Raw genomic sequence first — 23,543 nt, forward strand, 5'->3', positions numbered from 1 at the left:
GAGAACTGACCTAAGAACTGATTAGGCGTTGCTGAGCACGCCGCCGTCGTCCTTTTGACCCAGTAGGGTGTGCACAGCTGTTGTTATTTCTGGCATGGCCAGGGCTAGGGATGCGTAGGAGCAAAGCGTGGCGATTTGGCAGTACTCACAGAAGGCTTTGTTCTCGCTCCATTCTTCACGCGCCAGCTCGGTAGAGGTGATTGCATCGAACAGGATCTTGAGGCCCATTGCGATTGGCAGTAGTGGATTTTCCTTCGCTCGGTTCTCGCCACCTGCAGATGCCAGGTAGGCGGTCATGCCGTAGGTTACTAACATCAGTGGTCCGTCTGGGCCGCCGAAGCGATAGGCGTAGTTGGAGGCATCAACCTTGTCTGCGTTGAGGAATGGCACTGGCGGATCGGGCAGGTGGTCGATGACGCCGGTTTGGTAGAGCGAGACGAGTTGCGCCATGGTTGCGCCAACCATAGACAGGCCGATGATCTGACGACGGCGTTCTAGGTCAGGGGTTTTACCTTCACGCAGTTCTCGGCTCAGTTGTTGTGGTTCCATAAAAGTTGTAAATTTCTAGTTTTTGTATAAGGACAAAAGGTATTCGACTGGCGATGGTTTGAGCCTGCATCTGCGTTCTGCTGGGTAGTTCCAATGCCTTTAATGGGCTGGATAACCTGACCCTTATGTTCGGCAAGCTTTTCAATGCGTACCACCTACCTCAGAGGTAGTTCGTTGGGTCGGAATGCTTCAGCTGGGTTGTTCGTTAGGAACGTGTTAGCCGGGTTAGAAATTGGGAATTTTCAAACGTGAAGGGCATGCCTATCTAGAACCTTGTTGATGGGTCGTTGCTCCGCCGCCTCTTGACTGACTCCCCAAGAGGCGGTTTTTTATGCAAACGGACGGGGAAGGGAAGCGGCTCATCGCCCTGCTAATGGCAATGACGTTGGTGACAGCAGGATTGCCAGTGCTGATGGATCTATTTAGAGTCGGAGTTTTGCACGGCTCGGAGCAAGCTAGGCGAGAGGCTGTAGAGCGAGACGGTTGAACCGCCGCCTTGGGGATAGACGGTGACTTTGCGAATCAGGTCACGGGCTTCGAGGCCCAAGAGTAGGGGCTGGAGGTCTTGGGGTTCGAGGTTGCTGTTCCGGCTGAGCAGGTTGAGGGTGACACGGGAGTGTCCGCCGTTGGGTTCGAGGTAGTTGGCGATAGTCAGCAGAATTAGTTTGAGCGGGGCGGCGAGGTTGAGCTGGCGGGTGATGTGGTCCCAGAGGGCGAGGCGAAGGTTGGTGCTCATGGTTAGGGGTTGGGATTGGTACTTGGAACTGCAAGCTTGGTGTTCTGAGCTGCGGCATCGGTGCTCTGAACTGCAAGCTCGGTGCTTTGAACTGCGACATCGGTGCTTTGAACTGCGACATCGTTGCTTTGAACTGCGACATCGATGCTTTGAACTGCGACATCGGTGCTTTGAACTCTGGCATCGGTGCTCTGAACTCCGGCATCAGTGCCCTATACCTCCGGCATCGGTGCTTTGAACTCTGACGTCGGTGCTTCGAACTCCGACATCGATGCTTTGAACTGCGAGTTCGGTGCTCTATACCTCCGGCATCGGTGTTCTGAACTGCGGCATCGATGCTTTGAGCTGTGACGTCGGTGTTCTGAACTGCGGCATCGATGCTTTGAGCTGCAACGTCGGTGTTCTGAGCTGCGACATCGAGGCTTTGAGGGGTAACCCAACTAGGCTTGTTTCGCTAGGTGAGGAGTAGTGCTTTGACAGTTACGCAGTTGGGCATGTCTCTGCCTCCACAAGTGCCGCCAATAGCGCAACACGTCTCCGGGGTAGGAGTAGCGCTGGATTTCAGTTTTGATGACTTCGCCAATCCACTCGAGTAGGTGCAAATCATTGCAGGCTTGGATGGTGAGGGCACAGGCGGCAAGCCACTGGTTGAATTTGCGATAGCTGAGGAATTGTCCGCCTCGGTCAGCACGATGGACAAACAGCACATGTAGCCAGTGTTCAATGCGGCAAATCAGCGATTCGGGAATGCCCAAAAAACGAGCGACTTGAGACAAAGGAATGCAAAGCTGCGGCTGCAACACCTGGGTGAGGTGCATGACAAGAACTCCAAAAACTTGAGGGCAATGAGATCCTGTGACCCTATGCAGGGCCAAGGAAGGCAAGTGCTAAACTGCCCCCTAGCCGCCAGGTTGTTCGATGCAACCTGGCGGTTAGTTCCCCAGAGTTTCCATAAGACCCTGGGGGACGCCTAGGGGTCCAGTTGCCTGAGTTGGAAGGTAACAGAGCCCTGCCGCTGGAGTCAAGTAGGCAGTGCAAAAAAGATCTGTGTATTACAGAGAACCGAGTGCTGTGAGTACTGAAACGCAAGCACTAGCCCCATTACACTTGCTGATCTGCTTCCTACTCACTCCAAAGCCTTGACTGTATAGACGTTCAGACTGAAAACGTAAAAAACGTGATACGGTATTGACAGTTGCAGAGCTACTAGCCATCATGAGGTGAAGGGATAAGGCGAGTAAACATGAACAGCCGTTTTAAGCAAATCCCAATGTCAGAGTTACGAGTCAAACTACCAAAACTCAGGCGACAGGTTCAGTCAGGTAGCTTACGTCTTGTGTGTACTCACTATGGAGAAGTAGCAGCTTTTCTGCTGCCACTACAAGATGTTGATGTTCTCAATTCTGGTGAAGGAGAAATTAGTATCCAGAGAAGTGAGGAAATTCCTCTGACCGAGTTCCGTGACCAACTAACCGAAGCATGGGAAAGGCTGTTAGGTGGTACGGATTGTATCTATTTAACGTTTCACAAAAGACGGGTTGTTGCGTTCGTATCGCCTCGTTTTACTCATCACCTTTCGTTGCCATTGATCGGTAACGCGGACAAAGTTTTGTTTTTCCCTTCTGAAATCCAGATCTGACTACTTTGGCTTGAGGAGTTATGAAGTGTACAAATTCACGTATTTCGACGAGCAAGTTAAATCGATATTTTCTGACAGAAGTGCCTTCTGGGACACTGATCTTGAACAAGAGCTTTCCCCTGTTCTAGAGACTCTCAAGAAATGCGGCGAAGTCGCAGGAGCTAGTTGTGGAGTCAAGCCAGGCGTCTCAGGGTTAGTCTACGAACTCAGAGGACGAACTTTCCAGATTACTTATACTGTCGATGTCTTTAGAAAAGAGATCAGATTTTATGAGTTTCAACAAATATCTCACTCAATTGATTGGAAAACCGCTCTAGAGCAAGATCTTCGTGTTGGTGAGAACCAGTCCGTTTACATTCCTCAAATCGGTGATCCGCACAAATTTATTAAAGCTGTTGAATTAATTCACTATGGAATTAATACCCCTAAAGATCTAGGTATCGCATTCCGTAGTGGTGCAAAAAAAGATAGAGACTTGGCGAGGAGAGGTGACTATCTTGGGCGACCTATTATAGAGATTGGTCTGGCTAGTAGGTGTCAAAACGAGAAGCAGCCTTCAAGTATTTACATTTTGACGGAACGGGGTAAACGCATTGCTGAGAGCAATGATTTAGAGACCCGTGAACGTCTCCTAGCAGAAGCGCTGTTGGGTCTCTACCCAATTCAAATGATAATTGAGGAGACAACTCGCGGTAACAAAGAACTAACCAAAGAATTAATCCAAGAGATTATTTCTCTAGTGAGCCTCGGTGATTGTGGAGGAACCACAAATCCTCGTAGAGCTAGTTCTTTACGAGCATTAGTGAATTGGGTGACAAGGTGGGCAGGCATTCCCATACGGCGGGAAGGCAATGATGGTGTTCAACTCTACATTCCTTACATTTATGCAAACTAGACAGTACAGTTTTGAAACTCAGCGCAAAGTTGGACAAGAAGGCGAGACATTCTTAGATGAATGGTTATCTCCTGTCTACAAAGTGTTGGATGTTTCTGAAGACCTGAAGTATCGGCACTCAGGAATAGACCGAGTAGTTACTCGGTTAGATGGATCAGTCATCACAGTTGAATATAAGTTTGATGTGGCTGCTAAACGAACACGCAACCTTTTCTTTGAGACCGTCTCAAACGATAAGGAGCAGATCCCGGGATGGGGATGGAGCTCACAGGCAGATTACTGGATTTTTTTGATACCGAAGCAAGAAATCATCGTCTTTCAACCAGCAAAGTTGAGGGCATTAGTTTGGGAATTGCAAAAATCCCTTAAGGAAAGAATGGTATCCAATAAAGGATACAACACAATTGGCTATCCAGTACCATTAATACAGGCTAGGAAAGTAGCCTTTCACATCAAAACTCTCTATTTGGAGAATCTGTGAGGTGTTGAGGTTTATCAGGTGATTAAGAGCGCCAATTTACTGGAGCCTTTCACTTGAGTAACCAGCAGGAAATTTCTGTGCTTGACAGGCACCCAATTTAGTTAGTACAGGCGTAATTAATCTGAAAATATACGAAGGGATTCTGCCTAATTGGCTGAACCGGCATGTTATACAGAAAGATTCTGCCTATCTACCTGGTCTGAGGTGTTATACGGAAAACATCCAACTAATCACTACCAGGGGGTGTTATATGGAAATTTTCAGTCTAATAATAGTTAGACGCCAGTGGCAAACATATGGCTCATCCGACCAACGCTGAACTAATCGAGAATGCCACAGATTCTCTCCAGCACGGGGCGGTAGTGCGCTATCCTAAACATTTATTACAGCATCGAACTATTCTTGAAGGCACGGCTTTCGCAGGCCCAACCACTTCTTATATACTGGCCCTTGACAATCGAACCCCTCCTCACAGTTGCCCCAAAAGCAAACGCTTATATTAAGGAGAGAAAAATGTCGAACCATTTTACTGGACTCAATCTTGGACCGCCTCTTGGGGACCAAAGACTCGACCTCTGCGACCTCTACGCCTTCCAGTCGCCCACTGACTCATCGAGGACCGTGATCATCCTCAATGCAAATCCGACTGCCGACGCACTCCATCCCGACGCTATCTACCGCCTCAACATTGACAACGACGGAGACTGCCTGACGGACATCGCCATCAGTTACGTGTTCTCGCCACCGCAAAACGGTATGCAGACTGTAAGCGTCTTCGTGGCAAAAGGCGCGGAATCTCGGTCGGTCGAAGCTGTTGGGACGAAGATCATCGCCGACGCCGAGGTCTCCTTCGATGCCAAACCCAACATCGTCAAGTCCGGTGCCTACACGTTCTTCGCCGGTACTCGTAGCGACGCTTTCTTTTTTGACTTTGACGGAATCAAGAGTCTATTCGATACCTCGGGCGGCAGAAATTTCACCGCACCCCACCTGGGCGGTAAGTCTCCCTGGACCGGCGTGGATTCAAATACAGAAGCTAATGTGTTCTCGATGGTAATAGAGTTGCCGACAAGCGAGCTCGGCGCGAACCCGGAGATCCGGATCTGGGGGCGGTGCAGCGTGCGCGAGGATGGCAAGCTGCTTCATGTTGATCGCGCTGGCCACCCGAGTGTCAGCAGCTTCTTCAACACCGACGACACCAAATTGGAATACAATGCCAGCGAGCCGGTCAATGATCGCGAGCGCTGGATGGACCAGTTTGTTCACTTGATGGGGCATACGGGCAATTACACTCGCGAAGAAGCAATCGCCGCGATCGACGCTGATCGCATTCTGCCCGACATGCTGTGCTTTAATCCTTCTAAGCCCGCAAAGTATCCCAACGGCCGCGTTTTTACTGACGACGTCATCGATCATCGCCTCGCCTTCCTTTCCAAGGGCGATATTCCCCCCTCAGGCCTCAAGCCACATACCGACATTCTCAACGAGTTCCCGTACATTGGCACGCCGCATCAGAAGAAGAGCTAGCGGCACGGTCGCCTAACCCATCACTCCGGTGGACTCGCATCGTCTGTACCACCGGACGTCTCGTCACGACAATTAAGGAAATAGAGTGTGGGTGTACCGGACAACCAAGCCTAACAAGGCATGGCAGCGGACAGGTGAACGTCCCTGTTGCTGAGTTCAAGTCCTTTGCTGCCGCTGCATTTTGCCGTTAGGCTGCTAGATCTTGGTGATGACAGTTGCCTAAAAGCTACCTGTGAGTGTTTAAGATTGAGTCGGTTTTAAGACTGCTGCTGAGGCGGTGCTTTGAGATGAGAGTTTTAATCACAGGCTTTGAGCCGAATGATGATGGTTTGAATGCGTCAGGTAAGTTTATGTCTATTAGCGCAATCGCTGATCGCGTAGGTTGAGTTTTGTGCCTCAACCCAACATCCACAAACTTTAGCCAGTATTAAGTAATTCCTACTTACAGGTAAAAGACACAAGCTAACAACGCCCATGCACACTGCCCGCCGGGAAGTTATCTATTGAAATTCAAGGGTTATCTGCGGCGGGTGATGGGCAACTTTAGGTCTTCGGAGGGAATCTTATGTGGGATCAACGTTACGCTGTAGACGAATACATCTACGGAACTGAGCCAAATTCGTTCCTTGCAGAACATGCTGAGATGCTAAGGGGGCCTGTACTGTCATTAGCCGAGGGAGAGGGCCGAAACGGCGTTTTTCTCGCCTCGCTCGGATTGAAAGTACATGGTGTTGATGGATCGAATGTTGGGCTTGTCAAAGCACAAGCTTTAGCACGTTCAAGGGGAGTTGAAATCCAAACAGAGGTTGCCGATCTCGGAGTATTTGAACCAGTGGCGAATTATTACGGCTCGGTCGTATCTATTTTCGCGCATTTGCCTAGTGCAATTCGAGAGAAGCTTTATCCACTTGTAGAGCGGTGCCTAAAACCTAGCGGCATCATACTTCTTGAGGCGTACTCAGAAGACCAACTGGTCTGTGATACCGGAGGTCCTAAGGATGCGGATATGTTGATGACGCTGGCCAAGGTTGAACAGGAGTTCCCAAACTGTGAGCCAATCCTCCTTCGTAAGCTTGAGCGAGAAGTCTGTGAGGGCATCTACCATAATGGCGTAGCCTCAGTCGTGCAGTTTATTGGCAGAAAGAAGCCCTAACAAGCATGTTGCAGCGGAACATATCTGTCTTGTTCGTTGAGTTCGAAAGTTGAACTGCATCCGCTGAACACGACCGTTATCCTACTTGAGCCGTTGGCATGGTAGTCCTTGTGATCTATTAGTCCAGCGTTCGATGTTAAGTTACTGCTGGCTCTGAACAAACGCAGAATTATGAGGACGCAACAGAGATTTGAAGCGAAGAAACAAGTAGTGTTGCAGGCGGTAATTAGAAACACAGGCAAATTTCCAATTACTCGGTCCAACCGTCGATTCAATCCACAAAACACTTAAGTCAGGCAAAACACCTCACCCTCTAGAAAAAGGCAGTCCTACAAAGGTAAGGATGCATCGTCGTGGTGAACGAAGGACCAAACTGCCCCAGCTTTATTCTCAAGCTTTTTACAGAAGCATAGAATAATTCTCACTAAACGAGAAATCCTCTACCTCATCGTGTTGTTAAATACTCTCAATGTGATTCGTTTTGCTACTGTCTTTGCTCATTGCTCGATGTCGTTTACTCGGTAGCAATTGGCCTTAGTCTGACCAGAAGTCTATACAGCAGAAGCGCACTGACGTTTCAGTAGAATTGAATCAGTACTAATAGGCCTAGAATAGGAAAGTGAGATACACCAATGCTGCAATCTGTTGAGCAACGCATTGAGCATGTCATCAATAACCTTTTGCCAACAACAGCCCTAGAAGGAAAATTTGATTCACCAAAAACTTTAGATGAGCAACTAACGCGTTACCACACTCCAGGCATCAGCATTGCAGTCATTAACGATTTTGAAATTGAATGGGCGCGTGGGTTTGGAGTGTGCGAGGCAGGAACAACCCATGAAGTTACGCCAGACACACTGTTTCAAGCAGGCTCCATCAGCAAGCCTGTTTTTGCCCTGGCAGTCATGCGTCTTGTCCAGGAAGGCCGGCTCAATCTGGATGAGGATGTCAACTCCTATCTCACCTCATGGCGTGTGCCTGCAAACGGAGATTGGCAACCCTGTGTTACTCTGCGACAGTTGTTGAGCCATACAGCTGGCACAACAGCACAAAGCTATTATGGCTATCACGTCTCATCTCCCCTACCGACTACTCTTCAAGTTCTGAATGGTGAACTGCCAGCCAATAGCGAGAAAGTAGAAGTCAACATTATCCCTGGGTTGAACTATCGCTACTCCGGCGGTGGCATGACAATTGCACAGCAAGTATTGGTAGATGTGCTAGGGAAACCTTTCCCAGAGATTATGTGTGAGTTGGTGTTAGAACCACTGGGTATGACCAATAGCACCTATCAACAGCCAATTCCAATAGATTGGGCAATGAGGACAGCAACAGCTCACCCAATTAATGGTACTCCTCTCGGGGGAAAGCATTTTATTTATCCTGAAATGGCAGCAGCAGGGTTGTGGACTACACCAACAGACTTAGCCAAACTTGGGATTGAACTGATGCAAGTCCTGCATGGGAAATCTCCTGTTGTATGGAATAAAGAAACTATCGAAGAAATATTGCGTCCTCAAACAGAGCAATCTAAAGGCTCAAATGGATCATTCCTAGGATTAGGTTTTGCCGGTAAAGGAACAGGTGATGGTTCCTACTTTTATCATGGCGGAGCCAATATAGGATTTGAAGCTTTGATGCGCTTTTACGCACGTATTGGCACAGGTGTTGTCATCATGTTTAACTCTAACGAGGGTAGGCCCTTGATTGAAGAGATCATGTGCTCCATTGGGCAAGCCTACGATTTGCCTGATGCATTACCACAAGAGAGAAAGCCGATTGCTTTACTGCAAACCGATAACTACTCAGGAGTGTATGCAACAGAAGCGGGATTGCAGTTGAACGTAATCAGCCAGAATGGGAACTTGTTTTTACAGTCTGGTCAGCAACCACCGCTACAGTTCTTCCCTACCTCAGAGCTAGAGTTCTTTGCCAAAGCAGCAAATACGAATATCTCCTTTGAAAGAGATGATGCTGGCAACATTAGTGTGATGACATTAAGTCAAGCAGAGGTCATGGGCTTAGGACCACAACCGGATAAACAAATAAGAGCAAAGAGGCAGAAATAAAGAATACAAATATTATGCAACAAGTGCAGCTCAACCCTGCGATAAAGCGGAGAGTTGGAGAATCTTGGTGCTGAGTTTGAGTTCATCCGAGGCTTGTTTTTTTACTGCTTCAAACACGACAAATGTCAAGTTTGTTGTATGAATGCCGCACAACAGTGCGCTTGCACACCAACCGCTTAGAATTTCTTTGTTGAGTCCAAAAGGTTCTCTGTGGTAGCTGAAGTGGATCACTGCGCGTCAAAGGAGGGCTAATGAAAACTCGAAGTCTAGCAATACTATTTGGGCCATTTGGGATACTATTTGCAATTTTTCTCCTGGCGCCTTATAGCCACGCGCAAGCAAGGTTGAATGGCCTAAAGGTCCAATATTCTTTGCATTGAATATCGACACACCCAATAGGACAGCCGATCTCCAGAAGAGAGAGGCTATTACCCGAGCGATTCTTCGCTCCATAGAGGCATTACCGCCCAACTAGTCAATGCAGAGGGTACCTTCGGTGCCGCTGATTTCAAACATTAGCCTTCTGCATCCTCAGCGAGGATGCAGAAGGCTTCTCTATTGGTTGCCATAAGCTGCCTTGAGCATTTGGTAAGGTGCTCAAGGTTATGTGGACACTAGGTATTTGAGCACTAGACTGTAAATAGTAGTTGTGTCAAACAATGCATTCTGACCCAGAAAAACATTCTGACCCAGTACAAAAAGAGTACTCTCGTCTTGCACCTTTGTACGATCACCGCTGGTCGTTCTACATCGATTCAACCATTCAAGAGACAATTAATCGACTAGCCATCAATCCTCATGAACGGGTCTTGGATCTTGGTTGTGGCACAGGGGCTCTTATTCAGCGCCTGCTGCATTTAGCCCCAGAGGCAAGATTTTTTGGGCTAGATCCCTCTGTTGAAATGCTTTGTGTAGCCAAGCGAAAACTACCAGATTCAGTGGAGTTATGTGTAGGCAGTGCTGATACCCTTCCATTCGCAAACGAAAGTTTTGACGTTGTAATTTCAACAAATGCTTTTCACTACTTTCGTGATCCCGCTCAAGCGATTCAGGAAGCGAGAAGAGTTCTCAAGCCTAATGGTCGTCTAGTGATCACTGACTGGTGCCATGACTATTTAACTTGTCGTATCTGTGACCTTCTTCTGCGTTTATTCAATCGTGCCCATTTCCGTACATATGGAGTTAGTCAGTGCCAAGTAATGCTCCAAAACGAGGGGTTACACGAGGTTTCAATTGAGAAATACAAGATCGATTGGCTTTGGGGTATGATGACAGCGCAAGCTGTAAAAGAAACCGCAGCCTAACGCTGCCTTAGCGCAAGCGAGACAAAGATTGTCGGTGCGAGTTTGAGTTATCTGCCGGCGCACAACTTCACCGTTATCCTGCTGCGCGCAGCGTAACTTGTGCTGAGAAGATTAACACTAGCAAAGTTAATGCATCATGCTTTTTCTCAGGCAATACCAACGTTCAGACCACAGTGCCGTCTGTGTATTACACAATCTAGCTCTTTCCCAAGTTGGAGCCAACGCAGGTCCCGGACCTTGGAATGACGACCTGGATCAGATTGAAGAAACTTATCTGCAGAAAGGCGACTTTGTCGTTGGCTTTATTGACACTCAGTTGGTTGCTATGGGGGCACTCCGCCCGACTTCACCAGCACGAGCCGAAATCAAACGCATGAGGATTCATCCCGATTATCAGCGTCGAGGTTTTGGTCAGCAAGTTCTTAACCATCTGGAACAGAAAGCAAGGACCTTAGGTTACAAAGTCCTACATTTGGATACAACAGACCGGCAAGCAGCCGCCCAGCAGTTTTATATGAAGAACGGCTATCTGGAGGTTGAGAGAAAGGAATGGAAGGGCATGACCATGATTTTCTACGAGAAGAACTTTCAATGATAGATAATGTATGAGGGTAATGCTGAGAACAGGAAAACTTTCTGCCGATCCACCTAATCCTATTGATTCGCAGTTAGGTGTCTCAGGAGATTATCTTAGGGCAGTGCTTGATTAGCAGTAGACGGTAGAGATGACACTAACCATATACGGGAATCTGTGTACAGAGGTGTACGAGTTGACCAAACCCGTAGGTAAGGAATACCCTGATGTTCCCTATTTCATTCACCATCTCTCCAAAAACGGTGGAAGAATTTTGGAGGCAATGGTCGGTACAGGACGTTTATTGGTTCCTCTACTAGAGGCAGGCTTGCAGGTTGAGGGAATTGATGCATCGCCGCATATGCTAGCTGCTTGTAAACAAAATTGTGCCGCCAGAGGCTTAGACCCCGTACTGTATCAGGGTTCAATCGAAAACTTGAATGTTCCGGGTAAGTTTAGCGCCATTGTCGTGACTTTAGGCTCATTCATGCTGTTAGGAAGCCGAACAGCAGCAATCGCAGCATTACAAGCCTTTGCTAGACATTTAGAACCCAACGGACAAATCTTCGTGGATCTAGAATTGCCTGTTGGCTCTTTCAAAACAGAACATACTGTGAAACAACGGGAGCCTATTAAATGCTTGGATAACTCAATGATTGTAATGCAGACGTCATCTTGGATCGATTGGATGGAGCAAATTGAGCACACTCTAATTCGATATGAGAAATGGAAAGACGGAAAATTGGTCGACACAGAATTACAGCATCTCCCGTTACATTGGTTTGGTCGGGAAGAATTTATGATGTGCTTGCGAGAATATGGATACACCAATATAGCTCTCTGCGCCAACTACACAGATGGATTGGAACCAGGTTCGTATAGTGACCAGCTGTGTTTCTCAGCCACTCTTGCCTAAGACACTGCATAACAATCTGCGACTGGCAGAAATGATAATCTGTTGAGAAACGGAGAAACCCATGATACGAAAAGGTACCGATAAAGACTTCGAAGAAATCTTCAATGCCATTAATGATGCAGCAACTGCTTATAAAGGAGTGATTCCACCAGATCGATGGCATGAGCCATACATGACAAAAGAAGAGCTAAAAGTGCAAATTGAGGATGGCGTAAAATTTTTGTGTTATTTCGAGAATAATGAAATTTTTGGAGTCATGGGGATTCAGGATAAGACGGATGTAGAGTTGATTCGTCATGCGTATGTAAGAACAAAACAAAGAAACAGAGGCATTGGAACACTTCTGCTCCGGGAACTCATCAAAGATTCAACAAAACCGATTTTGATCGGAACCTGGAAGGCAGCCAGTTGGGCAATAAGTTTCTATGAAAAGCATGGCTTTTGCCTGGTTGATGAAGAAGAGAAGAATCACCTACTAAAGAAATATTGGGCGATTCCAGGTCGGCAAGTTGAAACCTCAGTGGTTTTAGTGGATGAAAAATATAAGAAGTCAAAAGATTAATACCTCTGGTTTCAAGCGAACCCAGGCCAAATGTTCTTTGCAGGTTAAACCAATATTAGGCTGTCACCAGCATAAGAACACAAAAATAGCGGTTAGTACTAAATTCATAGCGGTGCGCTCTGAGTACGAGGCTTGGCTTTGCTGAGTATGAAACAAGAGTTAGGCAGACACGTAGAAACGAGATAGCACGCAGTCGCGAAGAGTGCCTAACATTTTGTTGACGCAGCAAGCGAAATATTTCTGTTATGCATCCAAAATTATCTAGTGCTGCTTTTCGCTGTTAAGGCCCGGCCAAACTTTGCCAGTTGAACTTTGCCGTCGAACTTTGCCAGTCGAACGTTGTAAGAGGAACAGACCGTGGAGCTTCTCATCTCACTCGCTGCCCTATTGGGCACACTGACCGTTGGCGCCATGAGCCCCGGGCCGAGCTTCGTGTTGGTCGCCCGCACCGCTATTGCCAGCTCACGTGCCCACGGGCTTGCTGCCGCAGCTGGCATGGGGCTTGGGGGGCTCCTCTTCTCAGTTCTTGTGCTGCTGGGCTTCCACGCGCTGCTCGCTAGCGTTCCCTGGCTATACCTAGTGCTCAAGGTTGTCGGCGGCGCCTACCTTTTCTATCTCGGCATATGCATCTGGCGGGGCGCAAAGCAACCTCTGGCCATGGCCGAGGCCAGTCAACCCATGCCTAGCAAGTTGGGCAGGTCTTTCCTGGTTGCGCTCGGCGCACAGCTGAGCAATCCCAAGACGGCAGTGTTCTATGGCAGCATCTTTGCCGCGCTCCTGCCCCAAAATTTGCCAGTTGCAGTTGCGGTTACGCTGCCAGCTCTTGTCTTCATCATCGAAACAGCCTGGTATGCCGTAGTTGCCCTCGCGCTCTCATCAGAGTCATCGCGTGCAGCCTATCTGCGTGCAAAGGTAGTGGTTGATCGTGTTGCGGGCGGTGTGCTTGGGCTTCTAGGGCTTAAGCTGATAGCGTCCGGGAGCGCAACAGCATGAGGGTTAAGGCAAAGAGCCATAACATCTCAATGCACACCGACCGCCGAGAGATTATCCGTGGAGTATTCTAGGTCAGCTGCGGCAGGTAACCAGGAACGCTAGGCCGCACCACGTTCAATCGTATCAACGGGGTTATCCCGTCTACCTTCTTGGAAATGCCAATGACTGCTGCCGTACCGCCCAGCCAAGACCTGCCAACACCCGATCATCCCAATGCGATTCGCATCCGGCAGGCGAAAGAGTGTGTCGTCCCTGGCAAGGACATTGACCCCATGTTTGCCGTGCAGGCACCGGACATGATCGCTCACATCCCCGGCACGAGCTTGATTGCGGGCGAGTGGCGCTCCCGCGATGCCTTAGCCGCCGCAGTCCGGAGCCTAGGAGCGCTCGCGGGCGGAACGCTTTATCTCACAGCTAATGTGGTCGCCACAGACGACTTCGCAATCAACGTCCAGCGCCTTACCGGGCGCCGCGAGGATGGGCGTTCCCTCAACACTGTGCTCACCGAGGTCTGGCGCATGCAGGACGGGGTATGCGTGGAAATCTGGGACCACTTCCAGGACCTGGATGCGTGGGACGCGTTCTGGCGGTAAATCCTAAGCGCAGGCGTGACGGTAGTCCGGAGCTGGTTGCAGGCAACGAGGCGTTGTAGCTGAGCTTAGGCGTTAGGCTGACAGCAGCTCCACTATTTCAATACCTTAAAGAAACACATTTAGCTGAAACTTATGAACAGGTTGTACTAGTCCTGACTTTAATGACGCTTTTGGGTACCTGCGTAGCTTTATATAGCAATAGGAACTACAAGTCTGGTACCGTTGTTTATAGTCCATACAGTCATCATGGGGGCTTATTCAGCGGACCGATGGTTCTACTACTGAAACTATTAAATTGCAGGATATTAACAACAGTCGCTTAAGCACTGAGGTGAAGCTAGAGGTTGAGCTGGGTACTGTTTGTCTCGAATTGCTGGACGGTGAAGGACAACCTACAGCTTCAGCGATATCAACACCTGGAAAGCCAACCTTAGCAGAAGGTTATTTAGTTGCGGATGCAGCTGGTGCCGCCAAATATCGGATTACTGCAACTGAGGGAGAAAACATTGAGTAGTCTTTTACGATACATCACTAAGTAGTTGCGATATTTTTCCTCATCCACAATGGCTTTTCAGAGCCTGTGCTGAGAATATTTATCTTATTTCATTTAATGAAGTGCTATAGAGTCAAAGCGCTACTCCATAGCTGCCTAACAAGCTCGTTGTGAGCCGACGGAATGGGGGCGATTGGTGGGAGTTCAAAAGTCTTGGCAAGGGGTGATTGGGAGCGTTAGACGGCTTAGGTTATGGGCTGGGAAAGACGAGGTTATTAGTTGGCATTCAGCTTTTCGTAAAGAAATTCTAAATTCCACGCATAATTGAGTTTTTCAGCAGATAGACCACTAGAGGCAGCTTTTCTCTAGAGGTAGGATCTATGAGGGACCAATTGAGAAAAATGAACTCTCAACAAATAGAGCTATACAAACGAATTCAGGCATTTTCATTGGACCAGCCAGATACTCAATTATCTTTCAGCAAACGGTTGGCAAGGGATAACGGCTGGTCATTGGGCTATGCTCAGAGAGTGATTGAGGAATACAAAAAGTTTACATTTCTAGCCGTTGTCGCAGGACATCCAGTCACGCCGTCCGACCAGGTTGATCAAGTTTGGCATTTACATCTGAGCTATACGCGATCGTACTGGCAAGAGTTTTGTCCGAAAGTTTTGCAAACTCCATTGCATCACGACCCAACTCGCGGAGGCTCATCCGAGCAGTTGAAGTTTGATGACTGGTATAGCAGGACATTGGAAAGCTATAAGCAGTTTTTTGATCAGATTCCTCCAATTGATATTTGGTCTGACCCCAAAGACCGATTTGGGCGAGATCTACACTTTGTTCGGGTAAACACCGAGCAAAACTGGCTTGTGCCAAAGCTATCTTTGAGTTGCCTACCCAGAGTGCAACATAAACAAGCCGTAATCCTATGCCTTTTATTCACTTTGGCATCTGTCGTCACTGGCTGTCAAATAGTTTCTATCATTCCCAATCCCTTAAACTTTACGGGCTCAAAGTTTATAAATTTCTACTTTCAGCTATCAACTATTGTTATATTTCTAGCGTCTCGCCTCCGAGCTTATCTGCGGTTACCTTATGGCAATTTAGTACAACAACCTGTGCCTCTTGATCCCTACGAAGCTGCCTACCTGGCTGAAGGTAAATATCGTGCTGTGGATACTGCGATCGTCAACCTCGTCCAAAAAGGATACGTAACCGTACAGCGAGCACAACGAACTCTGACTTTGAAGAGATCTGTAGGAGACTTCTCTCATCCTGTAGAGCAAGCAGTTGCAAATGCGATTGCTTCAGACGGACGTATTGATAAAGTTCGGAATGTGGTTACTCAAGCAATAGATGTAATTTGGGATCGATTGCGTCAGCTTGAGCTTTTGGTGAATCAAAACCAAGCCTCCAAAGCCCAAACTTACCCAGCAATCTTAATAGCCTGCCTATTAGGATTAGGTATTGCCAAGATTCTGGTAGGGCTCTCTCGTGGGAAGCCTATTGGTTATTTATTCATGATGTGTATCGTCGTGGCTGTGATCGGGTTAGGCTTCTGGCAGATCCCCCCACATCGTAGTCGTTATGGCGATCGAGTTCTACGAGATCTTCGTACACGTGTGCGCTCAACAGCCGTTAGCCATACAGATCCTCAACTTCCCCTAGTATTTGCTCTTTTCGGTATGGCAATTTTACCAAACGATATGTTCGCTGACTTAAAGCAGATATTCCCTCCAGTACCTACTAGCGATGGTGGCGGTGGCGGTAGCTTTGGTGATGGTGGTGGCGGTGGTAGTTGTGGCGGTGGCGGTGGCGGCGGTTGTGGTGGCTGTGGTGGTTGTGGCAGTGGTTGATTGAAAGCTGTCTAACAATTGCAACAGACGGTACGAAGATTTCAGTGGTGGTTCAGAGGTTGTTTACTGCCCCTAGGACATTTCTGTCAGAACGATGCCAGATGGCGAATGATAGATAGTACCTAATAGATACATGGAGCTGTAATGAGTGTGGTATTGAAAATCTATTTGCAGGCCCTACAAAGCTAAGGAAAAGGGATTAAAACTCAGCTTGTTCTAGCTGTTTTAAAGTCAATTCTATCTGTTCGCTGCGGCTGGCTGCTGTTATAGCGCTTAGGGCTCGGTGAAAACAGAGCCGAAAGGTTATGAGCGGGAGTTCAGCATTGAGTTAAATGGCTCTGGTTTTGCCCCCGCTGAGTGGAGCCTTGACGCTGAAAGCTGTGCAACCATTTCTGCACGGGACGAAACCTCAAGCTTACGAAACATGCGCTTTAATGCTTGCTTCACAGAATTTTCAGTAATCCAAAGTTGACTGCCAATCTCTGCGTTGGTTCGCCCCAAAGCAACTAATTCGGCAATTTGCAACTCCCGGGACGTCAGGCGCTTGCTGCTGAACGGTTGACGTTGAGATTTCAAAGCGGAACTTTGCACACATCGCACAGTTGCAGTACAAACCGATAAGTGCAAACAAATAGCACTTAAATCAGCTAGATTTTGGTTATTAAAGGCAGGCATAGATTTGTCACGGGTGCAGCCCACTGCACCGACTAATCTACCGCGATCAACGATCGGTCCTGCCATAACATGCCAATGATCAGGACGAGGACAAATGATTGCCCATGCCTTGGGGGATGTCACCACTCCTTCATGGACAGGTGTATGGCGCTCTGCTACATAACGCGCCACAGGATTATGTTCAATGGATAGGGCAACGTCCAGAACTTTTTGAAGGTTGCGATTCTTCAAAGAAGAGGCCGCGCCAATGGCTGAAAGCCGGTCGAAGAAAAAGATCCCTGATCGCTTGGCTGCGAAATACTCACCGATTTTTGGCGCAAGCTGCGACCGTAGGTCATCTTCATCCTTTATCTGATAGATTTCTTCAAACAAAAGTTGCAAGGAAATCATCGTTGTGCCCCAAGGAGTACCCGATCGAGGACTGGACGCAGTGAGTTGCCATTCCTAGTATAAGGACAGATTTTGTTACAAGCGCCATGAGGGAAATTGATTCATGACTGACTTACCAAAGCACATCCTTGGCTTGGTAATATACCCCGGTATGACAGCACTTGATATTGTCGGACCCCAGCAAGTTTTAAGTGCGCTTCCCAATATTCAGATTCATCGAATCTGGAAAACGCTAGACCCGATCAAAACCGATGATGGCATGATGATTGTGCCTGATACTACTCTTGAAAACTGCCCGCCCTTAGACGTTATTTGTGTTGGCGGTGGCTTAGGACAGAGGGGCGTAGTGGACGATCCAGAGGTGCTCGAATTCTTCCGCCAACAAGGTAGCACAGCAAAATTTGTCACTTCTGTTTGTGGTGGGTCTGAGTTTCTAGCGAAGGCAGGGCTGCTCCAAGGCTATCGAGCAGCTACTCACTGGATGGCGCGTGAACAGCTAGCAGAATTGGGAGTTGAGGTCGGAACAGAGCGGGTCGTAATTGACCGAAATCGCATAACCGGTGGGGGCGTTACCGCAGGCATCGATTTCGGTCTAGTGATTGCTGAAGTGCTTTATGGTGAGGAAACCGCCAAGATCACTCAATTATTAATGGAGTACGACCCAGCGCCTCCGTTTGATGTGGGTTCACCAAAAAAAGCCGGATCTGATTTAGTGAACAAGGCAATGCTATATGCTAGAAACTTAGGTCTAGCAGTGAAACAGGCAGCTTGACATGACCATCAATTCCGAAATTGATTGCGATCGCACTCCCTCCTATTGGATGCAGATGGTTGGTATAAGCCTCCAATCGTCTTTAATCTGTGTTTGAATGCTCAGATATTAGCAGTTGGGGGTGTCTACCTGCTCCCGCCCAACTTTACCGTTGTATGGCTGCCCGCGTCTTGATGGAAAGTAAGAAGTGAACTTATGAAAATACGCTCAAAAACGCCCTTGTTTGCAGCTGGTGTTTTAGCAATCTTATTCATAGGCTTCAACTTGTTATCTGGCCTCCGGGTCGAAATCGTAAATCTTGGTCCTCTCACCATAAAAAATGTTTCCGTCAATGTTACGGGCGCTTCATACTCAATGGGCGACATTCCAACCAGAACCAGGAAAACGGTTAAGGTACAACCTCAGGGCGAGTCCTCTGTTTCAGTCCGGCACTTGGACAAAAGCGGCAAACAGAGGACTCTATTTGTTGACTGCTATATCGAGCGTGGATACTCCGGCAAGGTAACAATACAAGTCGAGAATGAGAAAATAACGCATGTAAAACAGAACATCAAACTTACGGCCATTAGCTAAAACAGCCACACAATAAAGTGCTGCATCTAACTACTTGCAGCCTTTGGCCGCTTCGCCCGCTGCCCCGGCTTTCCGGTAGCGGATTGGCTTGGTTGTTGAGATACTTTTGGGACTATGGATGATGAATGACAAGACGTTTTTACGCGTTGCAATTGAAGCACTTCGTAACTATGGCTTAGAAAGCGCTCAGCTAACGCGATTAGGCGGAGCAAGCAACACTAACTTTAAAGTAGATGCTGGCGATAAATCCTATGTGCTGCGTCTACATACATCTGCGAATCATGACCGAGTCGGTATATCGTCAGAACTAGCTTGGTTAAGCAATTTACAAAGTGATACAACCCTGGTGCTCCCCAAAGCTATTGTGAATTTTGACGGAGAGCTAGTCACGGGTGTCCCTGCTGATCGCGAGTCAGAAACGCTATGTACGCTCCTGTCCTGGATAGAAGGGAAAATTCCACCAACTGTAGACGCTTTGACCGATGAGCAGTTGGCAAAAGTAGGCTCTCTGATGGCACAACTTCACATCCACTCGCGACAGTTTGAGCCGCCTAAAGACTTCAAACGCCAAATATTTGATCAAGCCCATTTCAGTGAGCGTTTAGAGGTATTGCATGCGGCTTTAAGCAATACAGAACTAGATAAAACTGAACTGAACTGTTTGAAGCTTGATGCTAACTATATAATCACTCATTTTGCTCAATTGGAACGCAGGCAAGACAGCTTTGGTATCATTCATGCTGACTTTCATTCTGGTAACTACTTACTCTGCAACAAAAAAGTTTGCATTATTGACTTTGACCGTTGTGGTTTCGGTTTTTACCTTTATGACCTTGCTTTAGCACTTATGGAACTTGGGGAGCAACAACGGAAAGCCTTTTTACAGGGGTACGAAACCGTCACACCACTGCCGACTGATTACACAAAACTCAAGCAGGTGTTCCTGTGCTTGGCTTACCTCGATAACCTCGGTTTTCTCGTTACCAATCCTGAGGAGCTATCGTTTGTCGTGGGAGAATTGCCGTTTGCCATTGAAGCATTCCGCAATGCAGTTGAGACACTGCTTTAACCTAGAATACACTTCTAATACTGAGCTGTTATTCATTCTTAAGCATTTACCTGCTGCAAATATTCATCATAAAAATCATCGTTCATTATTTCTAAAAGCAACTATTCTGCTAAAAGCAGTTTGATTAAAATTATGCCTAGGCCCATCCGTTTTTTTGCAACCAATCGCGAGCGTGAAAATCTAGGTCGTAACCTTGATCGGGATCAACGCATTCAACTGCAGAAGGGTGGCCACCACTGGGTTGATATGAAGAAATATATGGCTCACTACCTAGCCACTACTGATCCATCAGCTATGCCAGCCGAAGTGGTCATTGCAGACTCTCAGAAAACTGTATTTACCCCTTTTCTCTGCAAAGGCTCTGTAAAACGAATCATTATTGGTATCCACGGTTTTAATGTCCCTTTCCACGGGGCACTGACCTCTTTCTCACTTCTGGCAGACACTTTAAGTACAGCTTTAGAAAAATATGGTTCTACCCTGATCACTGAACCCATAGTTTATGAGGAGTATGAACATGATTCAGCTGGAGAAAGCCTTAAAAGCATTGTCTCTAAATATGACCCACTTCTCGACGATTTAAACCAAAACTTGACTGCTTTTGTAGGGTTTTCTTGGCCTTCTAATGGCAAAGTGCTAGACTACCTAGCCGACCGATCCGAGGCTGTACAATCTGGCCCTGCTTTAGCGACCCTGATCAGCTATATTCGCACCCAGAACCCCCAGGCTAAAATTCACATCATTGCTCATAGTATGGGTAATTACTTAACTTGCAATATGCTGAGCGGATTGGTTAGTGAAATCTTTAAACCTATTTATGCAATTAATAACGAAGAGATTGAGAAACGATTAAAGCGAATAGATAAGGGCGGTAAAGACGCCTTTTTTGTCGATCGTTATTTGATGCTAGCTCCTGATGTGGAACGTCGGGAGGTAACTCAGTGTGATGTAGACGGTATACCAGGAAGCAAATCTGAGTATCTTGGATTGTTCTATGCTGGGCTTCAACACCTGGTTCAGGAGACCCATGTGTTTTATTCTCGCTATGATAATGCTCTAAAAGCCTCTGTAGTTGAGAAAAACGTTGTCCACGAATCACTTCAGAAGGGGGTCGAATTATTCACGGGTCCTGATCTACAAAAGCGTTGGGAGAATAGCCTAGGGCTCAATCCCTTACCTGCCTTAGTTCCCAACAATATGTATAGTCATAATGCAACAGTGTTGACCAACCGGACGATTGACCACGGCGACTATTTTGATGCGCTCTCAATCATCGAGAAGATTGCTGAGATTATTATGAAGGCGGACTAAGCTCTGTAGCGGTAAGCCTTATTTCCTACTCAGCAATCACAGTTAGAGGACTTAAAAGGGTTAGGCCAAAGGGCTAGTTAACGCTTGCTCGGCTGGCTTGGACGGCACGCTAAATATTGCATGGTAATGATTGCAACGCTAATGAGAAGACACGAGAAGATAGTTGTCAGAGTGCCTGGAGCATAGAGAGCCGGAGAGGTCGCGTTAGTTGTCAGCCCAAAGATTTCAAGCGGCAGTGTATTGTTCTCACCAGGAACTAGGGAAGTCCGAGTAAATTCGTCTTAGAAAAGCGTGAAGCCCAATAAGCCAGCTCCAATCTTAAGGGAGAGCGAATGAAGCATTTGTCAGGGCATCGTGTTTCACTTGCTGGTCTTTAAACTTGGTAAGCGAGCCCTACGCAGCCTATGTTCGTCGTGCTGTCGGTTCTCCGCTTGAAGTTGCGTCAGAGAGAATGTGCTGAGCGGAGCCTGCAGCAAGCCGGTCACACCACCAACGTTAATTTCGCTCCCCTTAAAACACTTCCCAGCGAGTACCCACAATAGTTTTTCCATCACAGATCCTTCTGTACAGCGTCGCTCGACTGATTCCAACCTGCCGAGCAGCTGCCTCAATCGAAACAAACTCCTCCCCCGTATCCACTCGTCTGACCTTGGTCCCTCCTCTTGCTTTGGCCGCACACTTCTTGCAGCGCGTAGAGAGCCCTCGGGTCAAATTGGCACGCCTGACCGGCTTCTCCTCACCACAGCCGCCACAGCGACAGAGCCATTCGTACTCGCCGCCATAGGGTGTGCACCCGTGGAACTTGAGCACGGTCCAGAGGCCGAAGGTTTTACCAGCCAGGTCCTCTGAGTGCCGCAGTGGCTTGATGTTGCCAATCTCGATTGCCTTTTTCAGGACACCCCAAGAGATGTTCAGCTTGTCCCGGACCTTGGGTTGAGATAAGCCAGACTCCATTAACCGTCTAATCTCTGGGATTAGCCTCTTGGCCTCAGCTTCTACCTGGCTTTCAGCAGGCTTAATCTTGATGCCATACCGTTGCTTAAGCTGATTGATCCGTTGGCGCGAGATGCCGAGCTGCAGAGCGATCTGAGCCTCAGACAGGCCATAGGCAGCAAGCTCGTTTACTTGGGATGCTCGCTCAGTCAATTGGTTAGCCATAGCAAATCACTTTATCGGCGCTGGGTCAGGGAGCACAACCGATCCCGTTTCTACACTGATCCTAATAGTCTCCTAACCCCCTTCCACAACTCCTCTAGCTGGGATCTCTCTGCCCCTTGCCAGTCCTCTAAAAAATTCTTTCACTCAGACTGTTAACATTCAAACTATCCAGTTCTACATTAAAGACATCGAGAGTTTGAACCCAAACAGTCTGAGGTAAAGAAAATGAAAGCCACCCTTCGCAATGCCGCTCTGATCTCCCTCCTAAGCCTTGGTTTAGCCTCTGCTGCTCAAGCCAGCATCCCTCAGAAGGTCCGCGAACACTTCGAGACCGCTTCAGTCCCTACTCAAGTTCGTGAGCACATGCTGACGGCTGATGGTTCTGTTGGTACTGAAGACCAACGCATTCAGTTCACGATTGGGGCTGTGTCTGAGCAAGGCCGTAATCACATGCTGACGGCCGCAATTCCCCAACAGCTGCGCGACCACCTTTTGACTGCATCGGCTAACGTCATCGGTCCTTCTGATGGTCAATACGGCATCCGCAACCTGCAAGTCTCTCTACCTGGCCAAGTTGTAGACCATCTGCTAACCGCTTCTGCTAGCCCTGAGGCCAATGGCTATACGGGCCTGATTCAGCAAGCTTAAGCTGCCTCTGGTTGCAGCTTGCTGATTGTAACCGGGGTAGTCGCCAATGCCCAAAACGACCTCGACGATATCCTCAGACCTGAAAAAGCCCTAGCAATGCAGCTAGGGCTTTCCTTCGTAGGTAAGTGGCTATTTGTTGTGAGGACAGCTCGATCAATCTCGATCAATGTAGAGGCATAGCTTTAGTCACTGCCCCAAACTAGCCACCCCAAACAACATTTGCGACTGATGATCAATGCTGATGATCAACAAAGACGACGGTAGAATTTTCTGCGGTTAATAAACTATGAACGGCCATGAGAATTCTCCTAGTCTTCGGCGAGTAGAGAGCAAGCAGAATTGTGACAGCAGGAAGGAATAAGCTGCGGAATAGCCTTTCCTGCCATACTCTTTATCGTGTTAGCGGAGATAAAGCCTGTGTGTTTGTGAACGAAGATCACAGTTGGCAGCCTGAATGCTTTATCGGTCCGTTATGCGACCATGTCAAATAGCAACACCTCGGCAGCTTCGGAAGCACCTTGAAGTGTGATTCGGGACTCCTCGGAAATCGCAGCTCCATCCCCTGCCGCGAGAATCTGGCCATTGAGTTGGATGGAACCTCTGG

Annotated in this window: 25 protein-coding genes; 19 read left to right on the plus strand and 6 right to left on the minus strand. The window is 47.9% G+C overall.

Annotation, left to right across the window (positions count from 1 at the left end):
• Positions 1–21: 21 nt before the first annotated feature.
• The 3 genes from H6F94_RS04625 to H6F94_RS04635 all read right to left on the minus strand — a co-directional run bounded on the left by H6F94_RS04625 (position 22) and on the right by H6F94_RS04635 (position 2,103).
• The gene (locus H6F94_RS04625) at positions 22–549 is read right to left on the minus strand and encodes a vitamin K epoxide reductase family protein (protein ID WP_190801059.1); all 528 of its coding nucleotides are present in this window, start codon (positions 547–549) and stop codon (positions 22–24) included.
• Positions 550–967: 418 nt separating this feature from the next.
• Positions 968–1,285, minus strand: coding sequence for a hypothetical protein (locus H6F94_RS04630; protein ID WP_190801060.1), 318 nt, complete (start codon positions 1,283–1,285; stop codon positions 968–970).
• Between the two features lie 440 nt (positions 1,286–1,725).
• Positions 1,726–2,103, minus strand: a complete 378-nt coding sequence (locus tag H6F94_RS04635; RefSeq protein ID WP_190801061.1) for a hypothetical protein — start codon at positions 2,101–2,103, stop codon at positions 1,726–1,728.
• Between the two features lie 425 nt (positions 2,104–2,528).
• Here H6F94_RS04635 and H6F94_RS04640 point away from each other — a divergent pair, with 425 nt between their 5' ends.
• The 14 genes from H6F94_RS04640 (at position 2,529) to H6F94_RS04705 (ending at position 16,343) form a co-directional block, all read left to right on the plus strand.
• Complete coding sequence (locus H6F94_RS04640) at positions 2,529–2,924, plus strand: prevent-host-death family protein (RefSeq protein WP_190801062.1); 396 nt, start codon at positions 2,529–2,531, stop codon at positions 2,922–2,924.
• 25 nt (positions 2,925–2,949) lie between these two features.
• Complete coding sequence (locus H6F94_RS04645) at positions 2,950–3,819, plus strand: DUF7226 domain-containing protein (protein WP_190801063.1); 870 nt, start codon at positions 2,950–2,952, stop codon at positions 3,817–3,819.
• Positions 3,809–4,300 carry a hypothetical protein gene (locus H6F94_RS04650; RefSeq protein WP_190801064.1) on the plus strand — a complete coding sequence of 164 codons (492 nt, stop codon included), beginning with the start codon at positions 3,809–3,811 and terminating at the stop codon, positions 4,298–4,300. The genes H6F94_RS04645 and H6F94_RS04650 overlap by 11 nt, the downstream gene beginning before the upstream one ends.
• A 513-nt stretch (positions 4,301–4,813) precedes the next feature.
• A complete protein-coding gene (locus H6F94_RS04655) occupies positions 4,814–5,827 on the plus strand; it encodes a DUF4331 family protein (protein WP_190801065.1) in 1,014 nt (337 codons plus the stop codon).
• 565 nt (positions 5,828–6,392) lie between these two features.
• Positions 6,393–6,980: an SAM-dependent methyltransferase gene (locus H6F94_RS04660; RefSeq protein WP_190801066.1), complete on the plus strand. Its 588-nt coding sequence runs from the start codon at positions 6,393–6,395 to the stop codon at positions 6,978–6,980.
• Positions 6,981–7,612: 632 nt separating this feature from the next.
• The gene (locus H6F94_RS04665) at positions 7,613–9,049 is read left to right on the plus strand and encodes a serine hydrolase (protein ID WP_190801067.1); all 1,437 of its coding nucleotides are present in this window, start codon (positions 7,613–7,615) and stop codon (positions 9,047–9,049) included.
• A 659-nt stretch (positions 9,050–9,708) separates the two neighbouring features.
• Positions 9,709–10,353, plus strand: a complete 645-nt coding sequence (locus H6F94_RS04670; RefSeq protein ID WP_190801068.1) for a class I SAM-dependent methyltransferase — start codon at positions 9,709–9,711, stop codon at positions 10,351–10,353.
• Between the two features lie 136 nt (positions 10,354–10,489).
• On the plus strand, positions 10,490–10,948 hold the full coding sequence (locus H6F94_RS04675) for a GNAT family N-acetyltransferase (RefSeq protein ID WP_190801069.1): 459 nt from the start codon (positions 10,490–10,492) through the stop codon (positions 10,946–10,948).
• 175 nt (positions 10,949–11,123) lie between these two features.
• Positions 11,124–11,843, plus strand: coding sequence for a class I SAM-dependent methyltransferase (locus H6F94_RS04680; protein WP_190801070.1), 720 nt, complete (start codon positions 11,124–11,126; stop codon positions 11,841–11,843).
• Positions 11,844–11,904: 61 nt separating this feature from the next.
• On the plus strand, positions 11,905–12,405 hold the full coding sequence (locus H6F94_RS04685; protein ID WP_190801071.1) for a GNAT family N-acetyltransferase: 501 nt from the start codon (positions 11,905–11,907) through the stop codon (positions 12,403–12,405).
• Positions 12,406–12,762: 357 nt separating this feature from the next.
• On the plus strand, positions 12,763–13,398 hold the full coding sequence (locus tag H6F94_RS04690) for a LysE family translocator (RefSeq protein ID WP_199320210.1): 636 nt from the start codon (positions 12,763–12,765) through the stop codon (positions 13,396–13,398).
• A gap of 161 nt (positions 13,399–13,559) precedes the next feature.
• Entirely contained in the window at positions 13,560–13,991 is a 432-nt protein-coding gene (locus H6F94_RS04695) for a nuclear transport factor 2 family protein (RefSeq protein ID WP_190801072.1), read from the plus strand.
• A 295-nt stretch (positions 13,992–14,286) separates the two neighbouring features.
• A complete protein-coding gene (locus H6F94_RS04700) occupies positions 14,287–14,505 on the plus strand; it encodes a hypothetical protein (RefSeq protein WP_190801073.1) in 219 nt (72 codons plus the stop codon).
• A gap of 380 nt (positions 14,506–14,885) precedes the next feature.
• Positions 14,886–16,343 (plus strand): TIGR04222 domain-containing membrane protein, encoded by a 1,458-nt coding sequence (locus H6F94_RS04705; protein ID WP_190801074.1) that lies wholly within the window; start codon positions 14,886–14,888, stop codon positions 16,341–16,343.
• Positions 16,344–16,646: 303 nt separating this feature from the next.
• Here the strand turns inward: H6F94_RS04705 and H6F94_RS04710 are convergent, their stop codons facing one another.
• The gene (locus H6F94_RS04710) at positions 16,647–17,408 is read right to left on the minus strand and encodes a LuxR C-terminal-related transcriptional regulator (RefSeq protein WP_190801075.1); all 762 of its coding nucleotides are present in this window, start codon (positions 17,406–17,408) and stop codon (positions 16,647–16,649) included.
• Between the two features lie 103 nt (positions 17,409–17,511).
• Between H6F94_RS04710 and H6F94_RS04715 the strand changes: the two genes are divergently transcribed.
• From H6F94_RS04715 to H6F94_RS04725, 3 genes are all read left to right on the plus strand, one after another.
• Positions 17,512–18,180 carry a DJ-1/PfpI family protein gene (locus tag H6F94_RS04715; protein WP_190801076.1) on the plus strand — a complete coding sequence of 223 codons (669 nt, stop codon included), beginning with the start codon at positions 17,512–17,514 and terminating at the stop codon, positions 18,178–18,180.
• 694 nt (positions 18,181–18,874) lie between these two features.
• A complete protein-coding gene (locus H6F94_RS04720) occupies positions 18,875–19,822 on the plus strand; it encodes a phosphotransferase enzyme family protein (RefSeq protein ID WP_190801077.1) in 948 nt (315 codons plus the stop codon).
• 120 nt (positions 19,823–19,942) lie between these two features.
• Entirely contained in the window at positions 19,943–21,133 is a 1,191-nt protein-coding gene (locus H6F94_RS04725; RefSeq protein WP_199320211.1) for an alpha/beta hydrolase, read from the plus strand.
• 510 nt (positions 21,134–21,643) lie between these two features.
• Here H6F94_RS04725 and H6F94_RS04730 read toward each other — a convergent pair.
• A complete protein-coding gene (locus tag H6F94_RS04730; protein WP_190801078.1) occupies positions 21,644–22,291 on the minus strand; it encodes a hypothetical protein in 648 nt (215 codons plus the stop codon).
• A gap of 225 nt (positions 22,292–22,516) precedes the next feature.
• Between H6F94_RS04730 and H6F94_RS04735 the strand changes: the two genes are divergently transcribed.
• On the plus strand, positions 22,517–22,939 hold the full coding sequence (locus tag H6F94_RS04735) for a hypothetical protein (protein WP_190801079.1): 423 nt from the start codon (positions 22,517–22,519) through the stop codon (positions 22,937–22,939).
• Between the two features lie 18 nt (positions 22,940–22,957).
• Positions 22,958–23,119 carry a hypothetical protein gene (locus H6F94_RS04740; RefSeq protein ID WP_190801080.1) on the plus strand — a complete coding sequence of 54 codons (162 nt, stop codon included), beginning with the start codon at positions 22,958–22,960 and terminating at the stop codon, positions 23,117–23,119.
• Positions 23,120–23,409: 290 nt separating this feature from the next.
• On the opposite strand, the gene H6F94_RS04745 is transcribed toward H6F94_RS04740, so the two are convergent.
• A complete protein-coding gene (locus H6F94_RS04745; protein ID WP_313949224.1) occupies positions 23,410–23,532 on the minus strand; it encodes a pirin family protein in 123 nt (40 codons plus the stop codon).
• Positions 23,533–23,543 lie beyond the last annotated feature (11 nt).

Source organism: Leptolyngbya sp. FACHB-261 (assembly GCF_014696065.1).
Lineage (GTDB): Bacteria > Cyanobacteriota > Cyanobacteriia > FACHB-261 > FACHB-261 > FACHB-261.